Origin of the sequence: Micromonospora sp. CPM1 (assembly GCF_023896895.1) — a bacterium.
Taxonomy (GTDB): domain Bacteria; phylum Actinomycetota; class Actinomycetes; order Mycobacteriales; family Micromonosporaceae; genus Micromonospora; species Micromonospora tulbaghiae.
Window position 1 is genome coordinate 125,806 of sequence record NZ_JAMHIU010000010.1, and the last position, 17,537, is coordinate 143,342.

The 17,537-nt window shown below is 72.2% G+C and carries 21 protein-coding genes and 1 pseudogene; 13 read left to right on the forward strand and 9 right to left on the reverse strand.

Features of this window, described 5'->3' with window-relative positions:
* Positions 1-11 precede the first annotated feature (11 nt).
* On the forward strand, positions 12-2,195 hold the full coding sequence (locus tag M8C11_RS14560; RefSeq protein ID WP_252449906.1) for a bifunctional glycosyltransferase family 2 protein/CDP-glycerol:glycerophosphate glycerophosphotransferase: 2,184 nt from the start codon (positions 12-14) through the stop codon (positions 2,193-2,195).
* A 157-nt stretch (positions 2,196-2,352) separates the two neighbouring features.
* Entirely contained in the window at positions 2,353-3,669 is a 1,317-nt protein-coding gene (locus M8C11_RS14565; RefSeq protein ID WP_252450007.1) for an ABC transporter ATP-binding protein, read from the forward strand.
* Between the two features lie 33 nt (positions 3,670-3,702).
* On the opposite strand, the gene M8C11_RS14570 is transcribed toward M8C11_RS14565, so the two are convergent.
* Together M8C11_RS14570 and M8C11_RS14575 are read right to left on the reverse strand one after the other, a co-directional pair.
* Positions 3,703-4,035 carry a hypothetical protein gene (locus tag M8C11_RS14570; RefSeq protein WP_091414746.1) on the reverse strand — a complete coding sequence of 111 codons (333 nt, stop codon included), beginning with the start codon at positions 4,033-4,035 and terminating at the stop codon, positions 3,703-3,705.
* Positions 4,032-4,292: a hypothetical protein gene (locus M8C11_RS14575; protein ID WP_252449907.1), complete on the reverse strand. Its 261-nt coding sequence runs from the start codon at positions 4,290-4,292 to the stop codon at positions 4,032-4,034. The genes M8C11_RS14570 and M8C11_RS14575 overlap by 4 nt, the downstream gene beginning before the upstream one ends.
* A 158-nt stretch (positions 4,293-4,450) precedes the next feature.
* Between M8C11_RS14575 and M8C11_RS14580 the strand changes: the two genes are divergently transcribed.
* From M8C11_RS14580 to M8C11_RS14590, 3 genes are read left to right on the forward strand one after another with little or no spacing between them, the layout of a single operon-like run.
* The gene (locus M8C11_RS14580) at positions 4,451-5,251 is read left to right on the forward strand and encodes a helix-turn-helix transcriptional regulator (RefSeq protein ID WP_252449908.1); all 801 of its coding nucleotides are present in this window, start codon (positions 4,451-4,453) and stop codon (positions 5,249-5,251) included.
* Positions 5,242-5,430: a DUF397 domain-containing protein gene (locus tag M8C11_RS14585; RefSeq protein WP_252449909.1), complete on the forward strand. Its 189-nt coding sequence runs from the start codon at positions 5,242-5,244 to the stop codon at positions 5,428-5,430. The genes M8C11_RS14580 and M8C11_RS14585 overlap by 10 nt, the downstream gene beginning before the upstream one ends.
* Before the next feature lie 47 nt (positions 5,431-5,477).
* On the forward strand, positions 5,478-6,425 hold the full coding sequence (locus M8C11_RS14590) for a phosphotransferase (RefSeq protein WP_252449910.1): 948 nt from the start codon (positions 5,478-5,480) through the stop codon (positions 6,423-6,425).
* On the opposite strand, the gene M8C11_RS14595 is transcribed toward M8C11_RS14590, so the two are convergent.
* The 3 genes and pseudogenes from M8C11_RS14595 to M8C11_RS30545 form a co-directional block, all read right to left on the reverse strand.
* Positions 6,367-6,696 carry a hypothetical protein gene (locus tag M8C11_RS14595; RefSeq protein WP_252449911.1) on the reverse strand — a complete coding sequence of 110 codons (330 nt, stop codon included), beginning with the start codon at positions 6,694-6,696 and terminating at the stop codon, positions 6,367-6,369. The two genes, M8C11_RS14590 and M8C11_RS14595, sit on opposite strands and share 59 nt — an antisense overlap.
* A gap of 60 nt (positions 6,697-6,756) precedes the next feature.
* A complete protein-coding gene (locus tag M8C11_RS30540) occupies positions 6,757-7,140 on the reverse strand; it encodes a nuclear transport factor 2 family protein (RefSeq protein ID WP_308212746.1) in 384 nt (127 codons plus the stop codon).
* Between the two features lie 21 nt (positions 7,141-7,161).
* Positions 7,162-7,872: pseudogene (locus M8C11_RS30545) on the reverse strand (hypothetical protein); the annotation flags it as partial.
* Here M8C11_RS30545 and M8C11_RS14605 point away from each other — a divergent pair.
* Entirely contained in the window at positions 7,871-8,827 is a 957-nt protein-coding gene (locus M8C11_RS14605; RefSeq protein ID WP_252449914.1) for a sulfotransferase, read from the forward strand. The pseudogene M8C11_RS30545 and the gene M8C11_RS14605 sit on opposite strands and share 2 nt — an antisense overlap.
* A 21-nt stretch (positions 8,828-8,848) precedes the next feature.
* On the opposite strand, the gene M8C11_RS14610 is transcribed toward M8C11_RS14605, so the two are convergent.
* Positions 8,849-9,373 carry a hypothetical protein gene (locus M8C11_RS14610; RefSeq protein WP_252449915.1) on the reverse strand — a complete coding sequence of 175 codons (525 nt, stop codon included), beginning with the start codon at positions 9,371-9,373 and terminating at the stop codon, positions 8,849-8,851.
* 110 nt (positions 9,374-9,483) lie between these two features.
* Here M8C11_RS14610 and M8C11_RS14615 point away from each other — a divergent pair, with 110 nt between their 5' ends.
* The 6 genes from M8C11_RS14615 to M8C11_RS14640 are packed head-to-tail and all read left to right on the forward strand — an operon-like array spanning position 9,484 to position 15,566.
* Positions 9,484-9,912, forward strand: a complete 429-nt coding sequence (locus M8C11_RS14615) for a GntR family transcriptional regulator (protein ID WP_252449917.1) — start codon at positions 9,484-9,486, stop codon at positions 9,910-9,912.
* Positions 9,909-10,817, forward strand: a complete 909-nt coding sequence (locus M8C11_RS14620; protein ID WP_252449918.1) for an ABC transporter ATP-binding protein — start codon at positions 9,909-9,911, stop codon at positions 10,815-10,817. The genes M8C11_RS14615 and M8C11_RS14620 overlap by 4 nt, the downstream gene beginning before the upstream one ends.
* Positions 10,814-11,878: an ABC transporter permease gene (locus M8C11_RS14625; protein ID WP_252449919.1), complete on the forward strand. Its 1,065-nt coding sequence runs from the start codon at positions 10,814-10,816 to the stop codon at positions 11,876-11,878. The genes M8C11_RS14620 and M8C11_RS14625 overlap by 4 nt, the downstream gene beginning before the upstream one ends.
* Positions 11,879-11,926: 48 nt before the next feature.
* On the forward strand, positions 11,927-12,394 hold the full coding sequence (locus tag M8C11_RS14630; RefSeq protein WP_091414765.1) for a DUF4442 domain-containing protein: 468 nt from the start codon (positions 11,927-11,929) through the stop codon (positions 12,392-12,394).
* 47 nt (positions 12,395-12,441) lie between these two features.
* Positions 12,442-13,194, forward strand: a complete 753-nt coding sequence (locus M8C11_RS14635; protein ID WP_252449920.1) for an HAD family phosphatase — start codon at positions 12,442-12,444, stop codon at positions 13,192-13,194.
* A complete protein-coding gene (locus M8C11_RS14640; protein WP_252449921.1) occupies positions 13,191-15,566 on the forward strand; it encodes a glycoside hydrolase family 65 protein in 2,376 nt (791 codons plus the stop codon). The genes M8C11_RS14635 and M8C11_RS14640 overlap by 4 nt, the downstream gene beginning before the upstream one ends.
* Before the next feature lie 42 nt (positions 15,567-15,608).
* Here the strand turns inward: M8C11_RS14640 and M8C11_RS14645 are convergent, their stop codons facing one another.
* The 3 genes from M8C11_RS14645 to M8C11_RS14655 form a co-directional block, all read right to left on the reverse strand.
* Positions 15,609-15,788, reverse strand: a complete 180-nt coding sequence (locus M8C11_RS14645; protein WP_252449922.1) for a hypothetical protein — start codon at positions 15,786-15,788, stop codon at positions 15,609-15,611.
* Positions 15,789-15,849: 61 nt separating this feature from the next.
* Positions 15,850-16,197, reverse strand: a complete 348-nt coding sequence (trxA, locus tag M8C11_RS14650) for a thioredoxin (RefSeq protein WP_305884545.1) — start codon at positions 16,195-16,197, stop codon at positions 15,850-15,852.
* Positions 16,167-16,559: a MerR family transcriptional regulator gene (locus M8C11_RS14655; protein ID WP_013283752.1), complete on the reverse strand. Its 393-nt coding sequence runs from the start codon at positions 16,557-16,559 to the stop codon at positions 16,167-16,169. The genes trxA and M8C11_RS14655 overlap by 31 nt, the downstream gene beginning before the upstream one ends.
* A gap of 271 nt (positions 16,560-16,830) precedes the next feature.
* On the opposite strand from M8C11_RS14655, the gene M8C11_RS14660 reads away from it, so the two are divergent.
* Positions 16,831-17,484, forward strand: a complete 654-nt coding sequence (locus M8C11_RS14660; protein WP_252449923.1) for a dienelactone hydrolase family protein — start codon at positions 16,831-16,833, stop codon at positions 17,482-17,484.
* The last annotated feature ends 53 nt before the right edge of the window (positions 17,485-17,537 follow it).

A 17,537-nucleotide genomic window follows, 5' to 3' on the forward strand; every position in this document is an offset into this window, starting at 1 on the left:
GGCGGGCCGGGGTGACCTTGATCAGCTTCGTCGTGCCGGCCTTCAAGGTGCAGGGCTACCTGCGGGAATGTCTCGACTCGATCCTCGACCAGCCGTTCGGCGACATCGAGGTGATCGGGGTCGACGACGCCTCCCCGGACGACAGCGGCGAGATCCTGGCCGAGTACGCGCTGCGCGACCCCCGGGTCCGCCCGGTGCGCCTCGCCGAGAACGTCGGGCTCGGTCCGGCCCGCAACATCGGGCTGGACCGGGCCGTCGGCGAGTACGTGTGGTTCGTCGACGGGGACGACTGGCTGGTGCCCGGCTGCCTGCCGCACGTCGCGGACCGGCTCCGCGACACCGCGCCGGACGTGCTGATCGTGGACCACGTCCGGGCGCACTGGAACAACATCGGCACCCGTAGCGCGATGCGCGACGTGTTCCCCGAACCGCCCGGCGCGACCACGTTTCCGCTGCGGGACCGGCCGGAGACGCTGAAGCTGCTGCACACCGCGTGGAACCGGGTGGTGCGCCGGGAGTTCCTGCTCGAACGCGGGCTGCGCTTCGAGCCGGGCTGGTACGAGGACGTCTCGTTCAGCTATCCGGCGTTGATGGCGGCCGGGCGAATCGGCGTACTCGACCGGATCTGCCTGAACTACCGGCAGCGCCGCACCGGCGCGATCACGAAGACCCGGGGGGACCGGCACTTCGAGGTCTTCGCGCAGTGGCACCGGGTGTTCGGGCTGATGGACCGCTGGAGGGTGACCGGGCTGCGGCCGGCGGTCTTCGAGCGGATGATCTGGCACTACCTCACGGTGCTCGGCAACGGCGACCGGATCGCGCCGGAGCTGCGGGCACCGTTCTTCGCCCAGATGCACGCCGACTACGTGCGGTTCCTGCCGCCCGAGGGTTATCCGGTCCCGCCCGGCGCGGAAGGGCTCAAGCACCGGCTGGTGGCGGCCGGGCGCTGGCGGACGTTCAGCGCGTTGCGCGAGGCGCACCAGGCGGGGGAGACGGCCCGGCGGACCGCCCGGCGGGCCCGGCGGCGGGTGACGCCGGTGGTGCGGCGTACCGCCCGGCGGGCCCGTGACCTGGCGCTCGGCGAGTACTACCGGGCCGAGCTGCACCGGCCGGTCGACCCGACGCTCGCCGTGTACGCGGCCTACTGGTACCGGGGCTACTCGTGCAACCCGGCGGCGATCTACGAGGCGGCCCGCCGGCTCGCGCCCCAGGTGCGCGGCGTGTGGATCGTCCGCCGGGACCGGGTGGCCGCGTTGCCGCCGGGTGTCGAGTACGTGGTGGCGGGCAGTCGTGAGTACCACCGCGTCCTGGCCCGCGCCCGCTGGCTCGTCAACAACGTCAACTTCCCGGACTTCGTCCGCAAACGGCCCGGCTCGGTGCACGTACAGACCCACCACGGCACGCCGGTGAAGGTGATGGGCCTGGACCAGCAGCGCTACCCGGTGGGCGCGGTGGGGATGAACTTCGCCGGCCTGCTGCGCCGCGTCGACCGCTGGGACTACAGCATCACTTCGAACAGCTTCTCGACGCAGATGTGGGAGCGGGCGTACCCGGCGGAGTACACCACGCTGGAGGTCGGCTACCCGCGCAACGACCGGCTGGCGCTGGCCACCGCCGAGGACCGCGGCCAGGTCCGCGCCGCGCTGGGCATCGCACCCGACGAGTACGTGGTGCTCTACGCGCCGACGCACCGGGAGCATCTGCCCGGGTGGCGGCCGCCGTTCGACCCGGATCGGATGCTCGACGTCCTCGGGCCGCGGGGCCGGCTGCTGATGCGCAGCCACTACTTCCACGACCGGGAGCGGAACCCCCGGGGACCGGCGGCGGACGGCGTGCTGGACGTGAGCGCGTACGACCGGGTGGAGGACCTCTACCTGGCGGCGGACGTGCTGGTCACCGACTATTCCTCGGCGATGTTCGACTACGCGGTGCTGGACCGGCCGATAGTGGTCTACGCGCCGGACTGGGACGCCTACCGGGTGGCCCGTGGCGTCTACTTCGACCTGCTGGCCGAGCCGCCCGGCGCGGTCGCGCTGGACTTCCCCGGGCTGCTCGACGTGTTCCGTTCCGGCGCGGTCGACGACGAGGCGGCCGAGCGGGCCCGGACGGCGTTCCGGTCGCGGTTCTGCGCGCTCGACGACGGGCACGCCGCCGAGCGCGTGGTGCGCCGCGTGTTCCTCGGCGAAACGCCGTAAAAGTGGTTACTGGCTGGTCACTTAACCGTCGAGCCCGGCGAATACCGCTTAATAGGACTGTCACGAGCCGAACATGGCACGTTTACCCGATGTGCGAATCAGATGATCCTGGTCACAGTCATTCCCGGGTTTGGGGCGAGGAACTGGGGAGGTGACGGTGGCGACCGTCGCGCTCAAGGATGTCACCAAGGTGTTCCCGGACGGAACAGTCGCGGTCGACACCATCAATCTGGACGTCAACGACGGCGAGTTCATGGTGCTGCTCGGCCCGTCGGGATGCGGGAAATCGACAGTTCTGCGCATGGTGGCCGGGCTGGAGGACCCGTCCTCCGGCGCCATCATGCTCGGCGGTGAGCTGGCGAACGACCTGCCGCCGCGCGACCGGAAGATCGCCATGGTCTTCCAGGACTTCGCGCTCTATCCGCACATGACGGTCGGCGACAACATCGGCTTCCCGCTGCGGCTCTCCGGCGTCGAGCCCGCCCCGCGCGGCGAGCGGATCCAGGACGTGGCGAGCGCGCTCGGCATCGGCGACGTGCTCGGGCGCAAGCCCAGCCAGCTCTCCGGCGGCCAGCGGCAGCGGGTCGCGATGGGGCGGGCGATAGTGCGCCGGCCCGGCCTGTTCCTGATGGACGAGCCACTTTCCAACCTGGACAGCGGGCTGCGCGCCGAGCTGCGGGCGGAGATCTCCGGACTCACCCGCGAGCTGGGCGTCACCACGATCTACGTGACCCACGACCAGGCCGAGGCGCTGACCATGGCCGACCGGGTCGCCATCATGCGCAAGGGCGTGCTCCAGGACGTGGGCACCCCCACCCAGGTGTACGGGCGGCCGGCCACGCTCTACGTCGCCGCGTTCCTGGGCAGCCCGCGGATGAACCTGCTGGAGGCGTCGGTCTACGTCCACCTCGACCGGTACGTCGCGCTGAACCTCGGCGAGCAGTCGCTCTACCTGCCCTGGGACGACATCCGCAGCCGGGCGGTGGCGCACTACCACGGCGAGCGGATCGTGGTCGGCATGCGCGCGGAGGCGCTCACCCCGGTCGCCCCGGACACCGCCGGTGACGTGCTGCACGGGCGCATCCGCTACCTGGAGCACCACGGCCACGAGTCGCTCGCGTTCCTCGACATCGGCGCCACCGCGATCGTCGTGGACGAGATGGGCACACCGGTCGAGCAGGCCGCACCGGGCCAGCGCGGCCTGCGCCGGTTCAACCAGGTGATGCAGCGGCTCACCGGCCGCGCGACGGAGGCTCCGGCCGCGGCCCCGGAGGCCGGCGGGGGCGGGGGCGGCAACCGCACGAGCGTGCTGCCCGACCCGGGCCGCCACCACCGTCGTCCGGCGGAACTGGCGGTACGGCTCGCGCCGTACCCGCAGGTGTCGCCCGGGCACCCGCTCGCCGTGCAGGTACGGATGGACGCGCTGCACTTCTTCGACGAGCGAGGCGACCGCATCGACGTCGGCTGGCGGTGAACTGCCGGTCTCATCCGCGGACGGGCGGACGGCTCATCCGCGGATGATCGGCCGGCGGTGCGGGCCCCAGGCGACGAAGCGGGCGAACATGTCGGCGGGGGCGGGCGCGTCGTCCGGGTTCAGCCGGTAGAGGTCGCGCGTCGCCTCGTAGAACAGCCCGCACAGGTAGATGGCCAGGCCGATCTGGTTGTCCTCGTACTCGGTCTTGAGCAGCAGCCGGGCCATCGGGCACGGCCACGGCCGGCCGCAGGCCCGGCAGCACCACATGGGACGCAGCGGCGTGTGCGGGGTGGCGTGCAGCGGGTACGGCCGGGGGCGGTCCGGCGTGGGTCCGTCCGGCGGCTGCCCGAGCTGGTGGCTGATCACCGGCGCTCCTCGTGGTGGCCGTTCCTCGGGAACTGCTCCGGGTGACCGCCGTTGGTCCCGCGCTGCTGCGGGGCGGACCAGCGGCCGCCGTTGGCCCGCCACTGCTGGGCCGGGGTGAGGTTGCCGACCCGGCCGGGGCCCATCGTCGGCAGTGGACGCCTCGGCTGCCGCATCCACTCCGGCAGGTTGTCGCCCCGTACCCGGTGGGGCAGTGTCGGTGCCGACGCACCCCGGCAGCGGAACCAGCGCAGTCGCACGGCGCAACTCCTCTCGGTAGCGGGAACCGGACGAATTCGGCTCCACTGCGTGACAGTCTCGTCACCGCGCCGCTAGGGTCGGAAGGCGTTCCACCCCCACCTTCCTGGCCGTCCTACCGGCCGTCTTTCCGTGTGCAGCCGTGTGCAGAGGTGTGCAGATGATCCGTGTGCCGTTGTGGGAACTGTTCGCCGGTGAGCTGCGCCGGTTACGTACCGATGCCGGGCTGACCCAGGAGGCGCTGGGCGAGCGGGTGAGCTATTCGGCGTCGCTGGTGGCGGCCGTCGAGCAGTGCCGCCGTGCGCCGCGCGCCGAGTTCACCGAGCGCTGCGACGAGGTGCTGAACGGCGGCGGCCTGCTGGTGCGGATCCGGGACGCGCTGATGCAGGAGGCGCTGATGCCGTGGTTCCGCGAGTGGGTGAGCATCGAGCAGGAGGCTGCCTCACTGCGTAGCTTCGAGCCGCTGGTTGTTCCCGGGTTGTTGCAGACCGAGGAGTACATCCGCGCGCTGCACGAGGGCGCGAGTCCACTCGTCGGTGAAGCGATGGAGCAGCAGGTAGCCGCGCGGTTGGCCCGCCAGCCGGTGCTGGACCGGCCCGCGCCGCCGCAGTTCGTGGCGGTGCTCGACCACTCGGTACTGAGCCGTGCGGTCGGCGGGCCGAAGGTGATGCGTGAGCAGTTGGAGCATCTGGTCGAGATGGGCCGCCGACCGCGGGTGCATCTACACCTGGTCCCGGAGACGGTCGGCGCCTATCCCGGGCTCAACGGTGCGTTCGTGCTCGCCACCCCCGCCGACGGCGACGACGTGGGCTACCTCGATAACCAGTTGCACGGCACAATCGTGGAGCGGACGGTGGACGTGAACTCACTGCGACAGACGTGGGAGTCCGTCCGCGCGGAGGCGATGCCGCACGGGGCGACTCTGGCGGCGATCACGGAGGCGGCGAAGCGATGGAGTTGACCGGCGCGATCTGGCGCAAGAGCACCCGCAGCAGCGGCAATTCCGGCAACTGCGTCGAGGTGGCGGACAACCTGCCCGGCGTGGTGGGGGTGCGGGACAGCAAGGACCGGCAGGGGCCGGTGTTGGCGTTCACGCCGTCGAGCTGGGCGGCGTTCGTCGCGTACGCCAAACGGGCGTGAGTGCCGTACCGGATCTCGGTCCCCCGCCACGGCGCACACCCGTCGACGTGGAGCAGGTGCGTCGCCTGGTCGCCGACCAGTTCCCGCACCTGGCCGACCTCCGGATCGAACCGGTCGCCAAGGGCGGCTGGGACAACTGGACCTTCCACCTCGGCCCTGAGCTGCTGGTGCGCCTGCCCAGCGCTGCCGAGTACGCCCTGGCCGTCGAGAAGGAACACCTGTGGCTCCCGGCCCTCGCCGCTCGGCTGCCGCTACCCGTCCCCGCGCCGCTGGCGAAGGGCGAGCCGGGTGCGGGCTACCCGTATCCGTGGTCGATCTACCGCTGGCTCGACGGCGAGACCGCGGCCGTGGACCGGATCGCCGACCCGGCGCGGTTCGCCCTCGACCTGGCCGACTTTCTCGCGGCCCTGCACGGCGTCGACGCCACCGGCGGGCCGCAGCCGGGTGTCCACAACTGGTTCCGGGGCGGCACTCTGCGCACGTACGACAAGAAGGTCGAGCGTGCGCTCGCGGCGCTGGGCGGCCACGTCGACGGCGAGCTGGTCCGCGAGATCTGGGCGCGGGCACTCGACTCCCGCTGGGACGGGGTGGACCGCTGGTTCCACGGCGACATCGCCTCGGGAAACCTTCTGCTCGCTCACGGCCAGCTGGCGGCCGTCATCGACTTCGGGACGTGCGGCGTCGGTGACCCGGCCTGCGACCTGGCGATCGCCTGGACGTTGCTGACCGCCGAGGGCCGGGAGGCGTTTCGCGAGCGGCTGTCGGTGGATGACGCGACGTGGGCGCGCGGACGTGGCTGGGCCCTCTGGAAGACCCTTTCCACCTACTCCCGCTCTTTCGACGACCCCGAGGACACGGAAGAATCCGCGGACGCGCAGCGTGTCCTCGGGGAGATGTTCTCCGAATACGCCGCCGGCGCCGTCGAGGCGGCGAACGTCAGCAGGAGCTCATCCGGTCGATCGGAACCGTCAGGCTCGCGCTCACGACCATCGTGAACACGGAGGCCGCGAGCCACGGCCAGGGACTCCGGACACGGCTCCACCTGCCGCCCCAGGCGAGGGCGATGGACAGGCCCGCCGTCAGCAGCATCACCACGCTCAACAGGAAGAGGACCAGCCTCGCCTGTTGAAAGGAGTCGACGGTGTCGTTCGGGCACGGTGCCGTGGGCGCGAGGAACGGCAGGCAACTGAGACAGCCGAGAAGGGTGAGCAGCCCCGACAACACGGTGACCACAATCGCCGCAGCCCTGGCCGCACTGGATCGCATCTCCCGGAGGGTAGGGATCGAAGGTCTCGCGGGCGACACGACCAGGCAACGGTGCCGACCTCACCCGGCGCCGGCGGCCTGCTCTCCCGGCGCGAACGGCCACTCCTCGAACGACAGGCACCGGCCGTCCTCGGCGAACCGCATGATCCACAGATCGCGCCACTCCTGGTCGACGGGGTCGCCGTACCGGACCTGGACCCGGGCCACAGCGGTGTCGCCGTCGACGGCGACGACCTCCGCTGTCATCTCGAAGACCTCGTCGGGCCCGTCGCGCTCGCTGTCCCACATGCGGGTGATGGCGGGCAGGCCGACGACCGGGTCCCGGTACGGCCCCTGCTGGTAGCTCGCGTCGGACGTGAACATCGTGCCGAGCGCCGCCGTCCCCGGTGTGCGCCACGCCTGCTCGTACGCCGCGATCCAGGCGGCCACCCGATTCCGGTCCATGGTTGCCAGCCTGCCACCCGAGCGTGCCCGGGTCTCCCAGATCGGCTGCGCGGGGTCGTCGTTGTGCACGACGACGTCGGCGTGCTCGACCGGGCGGGCCGTGGCGAAGTAGAGCCGCTGGGCGGGGAGGTAGCGCTCGCGCCAGCGCCGTTCGACGTCCGCGCGCGGCGACACCTGGCGCTCACGGATCACGGCACGGCCCACGGTCCGGTCGAGCGCGGTCGAGACGAAGACGCGCAGCTCCCACCGGTCGACCAGCTCCGGGCGCAGGAGGAAGACGCCGTCGACGATCAGCACGGCGTCCGCCGGGGCGGTCGTGAGCGGCGGGGACAGCACCGTATCCGTGGCGTGGTCGTAGACCGTGTGCCGGAAGCGTCGATCGCCGCCCGGGCCGAGCGGATCGAGCAGCACCCGCTTCAGCGCCCCGTGGTCGTGGGTGTCGACGTAGCAGCCCTCGGCCGAGAACTCGCCGCGTCGATAGCGCCGCGCCCGGGGGAAGAGGAAGTCGTCGACTGTCGCCCGGATGACGTACCGGCCGCGGGCGCGCAGGACGGCGGCCAGCTCGTCGGCGAGCGTGGTCTTGCCGGCGGCGGGCGGCCCGTCGACGCCGACCCGGGTCGGGTGCGCCACGGTGACGGACCCGATCGCGTCGGCCAGGAGGTCGGTCAGCTGATCGCGGCGGGGATAAATGGATTGCCGCTGCGCCGGGCCGGGAGTTTGACTGCCGTCCATGCCGTCCCCCTCACCGGTCTTCGTCGCGGGCACGGGCCGTTCGGGCACGTCGCGGATCGCCGACATCATCGGCCAGCATCCGCTGATCCACCGGATCCCGATGGAGACCAAGTTCCTCGTCGAGCCCGGTGGCCTGCGGGACCTGGCCGACGCGCTCACCGACCGGTACGACCCCATCGTCGGCGAGGACGCCCTGCACCGGCTGAGTGACTTCCTCACCGTACGCGTGCCCGGGCGGCGTGACGACCGTGGCAAGACAGTGCCCGAGCTGGTCGGCGAGCGGCGTTACCGGGACGCCGTACACCGGCTCTGGCCGCGGCTGATCGCGCACGCCTTCGAGGAGCCCGTGCCCGCGGAGGGCTTCGGCGACGGCGACCGCCCGGCCGGGCCGTTCGGGCCGGCCGGCCGACGGCGGGTCGTGCCGAGGTACTTCCGCGACCGGGGCGAACTGATCGCCGTCCTGCGGGGCCTGGTCGAGACCCTGTTCGGCGGGGCGGCCGCCGACGCGGGCAAACCGACCTGGTGCGAGAAGACGCCGTTCAACCTCTTCACCATGGACTTCCTGTGGGAGCTGGTCCCCGAGGCGACGATCGTGCACATCAAGCGTCACCCGGTGGCGGTGTTCGCCTCCCACCTGGCCCAGCCGTGGGCGCCGTCCACTGTCGACGGGGTGCTCGCCTACCTCGTGCCGGTCTACCAGCGATGGCTGGCCTGGAAGGACGCGGCCGATCTGACGAGCAGGCGATACGTCGAGGTGAAGGCGGAGAACCTCGCGGCCGACTGGCCCGGGCAGCGGCGGGCCCTGTTCGAGCGGCTCGGCGTCGAGGACGCCGTCACCGCGTCGACGTTCCAGGCGGACAAGCTGGCGCACCGCGACGACCAGTTCGACGCCGGCACCCGCACGTACGTCGAGCGGGAACTGGGCGAGATCATCCCCGCGATGGGATACGAGTGACGGCCGCGACGGCCCCCCGGATCACGCCTTGTGGCGCAGCTCGCGGAGCACGCCGTGCCGGCGGAGCGCCCACCCCAGGCGCCGTGCGCCGGGGTGCCTGACGAACAGCACCGCCGCCCGGCGGATCAGCCCGAACCGGTTGTCGCTCACCTGGTCGTCGACCGCCCGCCAGATCAGCTCGCGTACGCCGGCGCTGTCCAGCATCGCCCGTACCTCGTGGCGTACCCGGGGATCCTCGGCCGCGGACGTGACGGCGGTGACCAGGCCGGGCCGGTCGGCGAGCGGCTCCACCGCCGCGGCGACGAGCGGCCGGCGTACGGTGTCCCGCTCCAGCAGCAGCAACACCGCCTCCCGGACCTCGGTGCTGTCGAGCCCGGACCGCAGCAGGCCGAGCGCGCTCCGCTCGACCTCGCGGTCGCGGTCCGGCAGGGACAGCGCGGCCAGCAGCACCGTCACCTCGTCGAGGTCGACGAGGTGACGCAGCCCGTCGCGGAACTCCGGCAGCGCCCACGCCACCGTCAGCCCGCGCGCGAGATCGCGGTTCATGGGCCACTCGCTACCCGGAGTCGGCAGCCTCCGAAACGCCGTCCGGTCGTTGCCATGTCGTTTAACTGGTGTTCTACTTAACCATAACAATCTGACGGAGGGTCACCAGTGTGATCAACTTTCATGTCGACCGGTCCAGTAGCGTCCCCGCGTACGCCCAGCTCGTGCGGCAGGTCCGTGAGGCGTTGCGGATCGGGACGCTGCGCCCCGGGGACCAGCTCCCCACCGTGCGCAGCGTGGTGACCTCGTGCACCGTCAACCCGACCACTGTGCTCAAGGCCTACCGGGAGCTGGAACTGTCCGGCCTGGTGGAGGCAAGGCAGGGCGCGGGCACGTTCGTCAGCGGCACGCTCGGGCACGCCGATCCACACGTCATGGCCCGCCTGCGCGGCAGCCTGGCCCGGTGGCTCGGCCAGGCCCGGGAGGCCGGTCTGGAGGACGAGGACGTCCAAGCGCTGCTCGCCTCGGTGATCGCGGAGAACGCGACACCCGCGACGAGGGAGAACGCGGCGGCCCGGAAGGTGGGGGGCGCGGCGTGAGCGGCGGGCCGGTCGCCGTCGAGGCGCGTGACCTGAACCGGCGCTACGGCCCCGTGTGGGCGCTCCGGGAGTGCTCGTTCGCGCTGCCCGCCAACCGGGTCGTCGCGCTGGTCGGCGCGAACGGCGCGGGCAAGTCGACGCTGCTGAGCATCATCGCCGGCACCCTGGCGGCCACCAGCGGCACCGTGCTGGTGCACGGCCGGCCGGTGGTGCGGGGCGGTTCCGCCGACGGCGGCAGCCGGGTGGCGATCCTCGCCCAGGACAAGCCGCTCTACCGCGACTTCACCGTGTCGGACATGCTGCGCTTCGGCCGCTCGACGAACCGGGTGTGGGACCAGCGGCGGGCGCTGTCGTGGCTCGACCGCTTCGCCGTCCCGCTGGACCGGCGCTGCGGCAAGCTGTCCGGCGGGCAGCGGGCGCAGGTCGCGCTGGCGGTCGCGCTCGGCTCCCGCCCGGCGGTGCTGCTGCTGGACGAACCCCTCGCGAACCTGGATCCGCTGGCCCGCGTCGAGGTGACAGGCGAGCTGCTGGCGGAGGTCGCGGACGACGACATGACAGTCATGCTGTCGACCCACATCGTCGCCGAGCTGAGCGGCGTCGGTGACCACCTGCTGCTGCTCGACGCCGGCCGGCCCGTCCTCACCGGCGACGTGGAGGAACTGCTCGACAGCCACGTCCGGCTGACCGGGCCCCGGGCCGACCAGCCACCCGGGCCGGGCACAGTCGTCCAGGCGCAGCACACCGGTCGCCAGTCCACCTTCGTCCTCCGGCGGCCGGCGGCACCGGCGGCGCACGCCGTCGTGGCGCCCGGCTGGGCCGCCCAGCCCATCACTCTGGACGAGCTGATCCTGACCCACCTGAGGGCGTCGGCCGCCGTGTCGCACGAGCGGGAGGCAGCCGCATGAGCCCGATCGGTCAACTGTCCGCCCCGACGGTCCGCCGGAGCGACCTCGGGCGTGCCGGGGGCGTACGCGGTCTGCTCTGGCTGACCTGGCGTCAGCACCGCTGGACCGTGATCGGCACGCTGGTCCTGGCCGCGGTCCTGGTGGGCTGGATGACCTACCTGTCAGTGGAGCTGACGAGCCTGTGGCACCAGTGCCACGAGACGTTCTGTGCGGAGGACTCGCCACAGGGCCGGCGGCTCGGCGGCTCCTCCAGCCTGGTCCTGACCCTGGCCGTCCTGTCGCAGCTGGTGCAGTGGATGCCGCTGCTGATCGGCGTGTTCGTCGGCGTCCCGGTGCTGACCAGGGAACACGAGCAGCGCACCCTGCTGCTGGCCTGGAGCCAGGATGTCTCGCCGCAGCGGTGGCTCTGGACGAGGCTGGCCCTGCTCGGCCTGTTCGTCGCGGCCGTGACCTCGGCCGTCGCCGGCGTCAGTGATCACCTGGAACGACTCCAGGCCCGGGTCGCCCCGGTGAGCCTGTTCGAGTACGGGCCGTTCCTCAACACCGCGATGCTTCCGGCCGTGATCAGCCTCTGCTGGTTCGCGGTCGGCGTCGCACTCGGCGCCGCGATCAGGCGCACGCTCCCGGCCGTGTTCGGCGTGATCGTCGGCTTCGTCGGCCTGAACTACCTCGTCCGGTGGCGCTACCCCACGCTGATGGAGCCGTTGACCGCGCACCGCGTCATCGGCGGGCCGGGTGTGGGTGTGCTGCGCGACAACGCCCTGGTCGTCAGCGGCGGCATGATCGACTACGGGATCGACGGGCCGTCCGGCGCGTTCGACGCCTCGGGGCGAGAGCTCAGCGGGGTCGAGCTGCAACGACTCTGCCCACCCGACAACGGCACCGGCCGGACGCTCGCCTGCTTCGTCGAGCACAACCTTCAGCAGCACCTCCAGTACCAGCCGGGCAGCCGGATCCCCGAGTTCCACCTGATCGTCGCCGGCGGCTATCTGGGCCTGACCGCGCTGGCGTTCCTCGTCGTCTGGTGGATCGTCCGGCGTACCGACCTGAGCGCGGGCTGACCGGGAACCGGCCTTGCCGGTGTTGTTACTGGCGAGTAGCGTTCGGGCATGAGCATCGACTCTCGCCAGGTGGCGGCCGGTCTCCTCGACGCCGTGCCGTTCGCCCGCACGCTCGGAATCGAGTTCGTCGAGGTGGCGCCCGAGGCCGAGGGCGGGGTCCGGGCCGTGGTCCGGCTCCCCGACGACCCGGCGCACCACAACCACGTGGGCGGCCCGCACGCCGGGGCCATGTTCACGCTGGGGGAGACCGCCTCGGGCGCGGTTGTTCTGGCCGCGTTCGGGCAGGTGCTCGACCGGGCCGTACCCCTGGCCGTGACCGCGACCATCCGCTACCTCAAGGTGGCGGTGGGGCCGGTGCTGGCGACCGCGCGGCTCGGCGGCGTACCCGCCGAGGTGCTGGCGGAGCTGGACGCCGGACGGCGGCCGGAGTTCCCGGTCGAGGTGGAGGTCCGCACCGAGGACGGCACGCTCACCTCCTCGCTCACCGTGATCTGGACGCTCCGCCCGAACCGCTGAGCCCCGAACGGGGTTTGCCCGGGGCGAGCGCTGGATAGATTCAAGCGATGCTGGGCCTCCCCGCGCACGTGAGCGCTTGTCTCTTCGATCTGGACGGTGTGCTGACGCAGACCGCCAAGGTGCACAACGCCGCCTGGGCGGAGACGTTCGACGCGTACCTGCGGCGACGGTCGGCCGAAACCGGCGAGCCGTTCCACCCGTTCGACCCCGGACCGGACTACAACCGGTACGTGGACGGCAGACCGCGCGCCGACGGGGTGCGCACATTCCTGGCCTCGCGCGGCATCACGCTGCCCGAGGGATCGCCGGACGACCCGCCCGAGGCGGACACCGTCAACGGCCTCGGCAACCGCAAGAACGTCGTCCTGCTCCAGCAGATCGAGCAGCGCGGCGTCGAGGTGTACGAGGGTTCGGTGCGCTACCTGGAGGCAGCCACCACGGCCGGGCTGCGCCGCGCGGTCGTCTCGGCCAGCGCCAACTGCGCCGCCGTGGTCCACGCCGCCGGGCTGGACCGCTGGCTGGAGGCGCGGGTGGACGGCGTGGTCGCCCGCGCGAGCGGGCTGCGCGGCAAACCGCACCCCGACACGTTCCTGGAAGGCGCCCGGCTGCTCGGCGTCGAACCGGCGCAGGCCGCCGTCTTCGAGGACGCCCTCGCCGGGGTGGCCGCCGGGCGGGCCGGCGGATTCGGGTACGTGATCGGCGTCGACCGGGTCGGCCAGGCCGACGAGCTGCTGGCGCAAGGCGCCGACGTGGTGGTCACCGACCTCGCCGACCTTCTCGCCCCGGAGCCGGCCGCGTGATCCGGGAACGGGCGTACCCGGTCGAGCCCTGGCACGTCCGGGAGATGCAACTCGACATGGACGTGCTGGCCCAGTCCGAGTCGGTGTTCGCGCTGTCGAACGGCCACATCGGGCTGCGGGGCAACCTCGACGAGGGCGAGCCGCACGGGCTGCCCGGCACCTACCTGAACTCCTTCTACGAGCTGCGCCCGCTGCCGTACGCGGAGGCGGGCTTCGGTTTCCCCGAGTCCGGGCAGACCATCGTCAACGTCACCAACGGCAAGCTGATCCGGCTGCTCGTGGACGACGAGCCGCTCGACGTGCGCTACGGCGAACTGCTCGCCCACGAGCGGGTCCTCGACATGCGCGCCGGCACGCTCCACCGGGACCTGCACTGGCGCTCGCCGGCCGGCCGCGAGGTCAAGGTCCGCACCACCCGGCTGGTGTCGTTCACCCAGCGCTCGGTGGCCGCCATCCACTACGAGGTGGAGCCGGTCGACGGGCCGCTGCGCCTGATCCTCCAGTCCGAGCTGGTCGCCAACGAGTCGCTGCCGCCGCAGAGCCGCGACCCCCGGGTGGCCGCCGTCCTGGAGTCGCCGTTGCAGGCCGAGGAGGAACTGACCACCGACGACGGCGGCCAGCTCATCCACCGGACCAAGGTCAGCGGCCTGCGGGTCGCCGCCGCGATGGGCCACGACGTCGACGGGCCCGAACGCACCACGATCGAGAGCGAGGGGTACGAGGACTGGGTCCGCACCACCATCGGCTGCGTGCTCAAGCCCGGCCAGAAGCTCCGGGTGGTCAAGTACCTCACGTACGGCTGGTCCAGCCGCCGGTCCCTCCCGGCGCTGCGCGACCAGGTCGGCGCGGCGCTCGCCGCGGCCCGGCTCGACGGCTGGGACGGCCTGCGCCGGGCCCAGCGCGAATACCTGGACGCGTTCTGGGACGCCGCCGACGTGCGCGTCGAAGGCGACCCCGAGGTGCAGCAGGCCGTCCGGTTCGGCCTCTTCCACGTCCTCCAGGCCGGCGCCCGCGCGGAACGGCGGCCGATCTCGGCCAAGGGCCTCACCGGCCCCGGGTACGACGGCCACGCGTTCTGGGACACCGAGATGTTCGTGCTGCCGGTGCTCACGTACACGCAGCCGGGAGCGGTCCGGGACGCGTTGCAGTGGCGGCACGACACGCTGGCCCAGGCGCAGGAACGCGCCCGCACGCTCAACCTCGAAGGCGCCGCCTTCCCGTGGCGCACCATCGAAGGGCCGGAGTCGTCGGCGTACTGGCCGGCCGGGACCGCGGCGTTCCACATCGCCGCCGACGTCGCCGACGCGCTGCGCCGCTACGTGCTGGTCACCGGCGACGAGGCGCTGGAACGGGAAATCGGCCTGGAACTGCTGGTCGAGACCGCCCGGCTGTGGCGCTCGCTCGGCCACCACGACCGCGCCGGACGGTTCCACATCGACGGCGTGACCGGCCCGGACGAGTACACAGCGGTCAAGAACGACAACGTCTACACCAACCTGATGGCCCAGCGGAACCTGCGTACCGCCGCGGACTGCGCGATGCGCTACCGGGACCAGGCGCTCGACCTCGGCGTCACCGAGGAGGAGGCCGCCGCCTGGCGGGACGCCGCGAACGACATGCACGTCCCGTACGACGCGGAGACGGAGGTGCACGAGCAGGTGGAGGGGTTCACCCGCTTCCAGGAGTGGGACTTCGAGCACACGCCGCCGGAGAAGTACCCGCTGCTGCTGCACTACCCGTACTTCGACCTCTACCGCAAGCAGGTCGTCAAGCAGGCCGACCTGGTGCTGGCCATGCACTGGCGGGGCGACGCGTTCAGCGCCGCCGAGAAGCTGCGCAACTTCGTCTACTACGAGCGGCGCACCGTACGCGACTCGTCGCTGAGCGCCTGCACGCAGGCGGTGCTCGCGGCCGAGGTCGGCTACCTCGAACTGGCCCACCGCTACCTGCGCGAGGCCGCGCTGATGGACCTGCACGACCTCAACGAGAACACCCGCGACGGCGTGCACATGGCGTCCCTGGCCGGTGCCTGGATCGCGCTGGTGGCCGGGTTCGGCGGGCTGCGGGACCACGACGGGACGCTCTCCTTCGCGCCCCGGCTCTCCAGCCGCCTCAGCCGCCTGGAGTTCTCGCTCCAGTGGCAGGGGATGCGGTTGCGGGTCGACGTCCGGCCGCACCAGACGACGTACTCGCTGCGCAACGGAGGCCCGGACACCGTCGTGGAGCTGCGGCATCACGGCGAACCGCTGCGGGTCACCTCCGCGCAGCCGGTCACCGTGGCGGTGCCGCCACCGGCACGCCCCACCGGGCCGCAGCCGGAGCAGCCGCAGGGCCGCGCGCCGCTGATGCACCTGCCGGAACGCATGGACTGAGCGGCCCCGCCACGAAGGGCGGGACCGCTCGGTACGCGTACCTCAGAACTGGCGGCCGTTGGACGGACGCCCGCCGGCGTCACGCGGCGCCGTGGCCCGCGGATCGTCGGCGGTACGCGCCGTGGCGGCGCGGTCGGCCCAGTCCGGGGAGCCCTTCAGCTCCTGCTTACGGCGTTCCTGGTCGGTGAGTTCCTGTTCCCGGGACCTGTCCTGTTTCGCCATGACGATCCTCGCGATCGGTCGGGGTCCGTGGTCACCCGGCGCGTTCCCGCCCGGCGGCGGCTCAACCGTCCAGGTGCTGGGCGAAGCTGCGCCGCAGGTGGTCCTTGGGGCGGGAGCCGACGATGGAGCCGACCACCTCACCGCCCCGGAACACCAGCATGGTCGGCGCGGACATGATGCGGTGGGCGCGTGCGGTGGCCGGGTTCTCGTCGGTGTTGAGGGTGACGAAGCGCAGCGCGTCACCGAACTCCTCGGCCAGCTCGGCGAGGTGCTTCGACACCACCCGGCACGGCGGGCACCACTCGGCCCAGAAGTCCACCACCACCGGCCGGTCGGCGGCCAGCACCGTGGCCGCGAACGTGTCGTCGGTGACCGGGTTCAGCCGGCCGGTCCCCGTGTCCTGAGGCATGTTTCCTCCCGTTGGGCGATCGCGTGGGCGAGCTGGTCGTGCAGCCGGCGGCGGACGTCGCCGAGCCGGTCGAGGTAGTCGTCCACCTCGGCGAGCTTGCGCCGCAGCACCGCCACCGAATCGGGGCAGACGTCACCGGAGTCGTTTCCGGCGCGCAGGCAGGCGACGAACGGGCGGATGTCGTCCAGGCCGAAGCCGATCGCCAGCAGGGACCGGATCTCGCGGACGACGCGCAGTTCCGCCTCGTCGTAGACCCGGTATCCGTTGGCGGACCGGTTCGGCCGGACCAGCCCGTGGGCCTCGTAGTAGCGCAGGGTGCGGGTGCTCGTACCGGCCCGCTGCGCCAGCTCCCCGATCCGCATCCGCCGCCCCCGTCCCTCACTGCCAGGTCGACGCTAAACCTTGCCGCCGACGTCAACGCAACCCCACACGCGTCCGTTTCCCCCTGCTGTCTCCTGTCGATCATGAACTTGGCGGCGTTGTGGATCTCGAAATCCGCCGCCAACTTCATGATCGACGCGATCGGGCGGGTGATCATGAGGTTGGCGGGTGGGGGGAGCGCTTTCTGGGCCGTCAACTTCATGATCGTCGGGGTGGGGGGTATGCGGTGGGTGAGAGCGGGGGGTGAAGGAGATGCGTGAGGTCTCGGTGCCTGTGGTGGACGGCGGGCTCGTGGGGGACGTGGTGGTGCCGGCCGGGGCGCGGGGGGTGGTGCTGTTCGCGCACGGGAGCGGCAGCTCGCGGCACAGCCCGCGCAACATGGCCGTCGGGCGCGCGCTCAACGAACGCGGGCTCGCCACGATGCTCGTCGACCTTCTCACGGCCGACGAGGAGGCCCGGGACGAGGTCACCGCCGAGCTGCGCTTCGACATCGGGATGCTGGCCGAGCGCCTGGCCGGGATCGTCGACTGGATGGGTGCCGACCCGGAGCTGGGGCGGCTCCCGATCGGGCTGTTCGGCGCCAGCACCGGCGCCGCCGCCGCACTCGTCGCCGCCGCGGCCCGGGCGGACCGGGTGGGCGCTGTGGTCTCCCGGGGCGGCCGGCCCGACCTGGCCGGCAGCTCACTGGCCGCGGTACGCGCACCGACGCTCCTGCTCGTCGGCGGCCTGGACGAGCAGGTGATCGTGCTCAACGAGCAGGCCCGGGACGCGCTGGGCGAGGTGGCGGAGCTGCGCGTCGTGCCCGGCGCCACGCACCTGTTCGAGGAGCCCGGCACGCTGGAGCAGGTGGCCGACCAGGCAGGTACGTGGTTCACCACGCACCTGCGCCAGCCGCATCCCGCCTGACCGGCACTCGCGCCGGCCCGCATGGAACGGCAGCGGCGGCCGGGCGGCCCTCA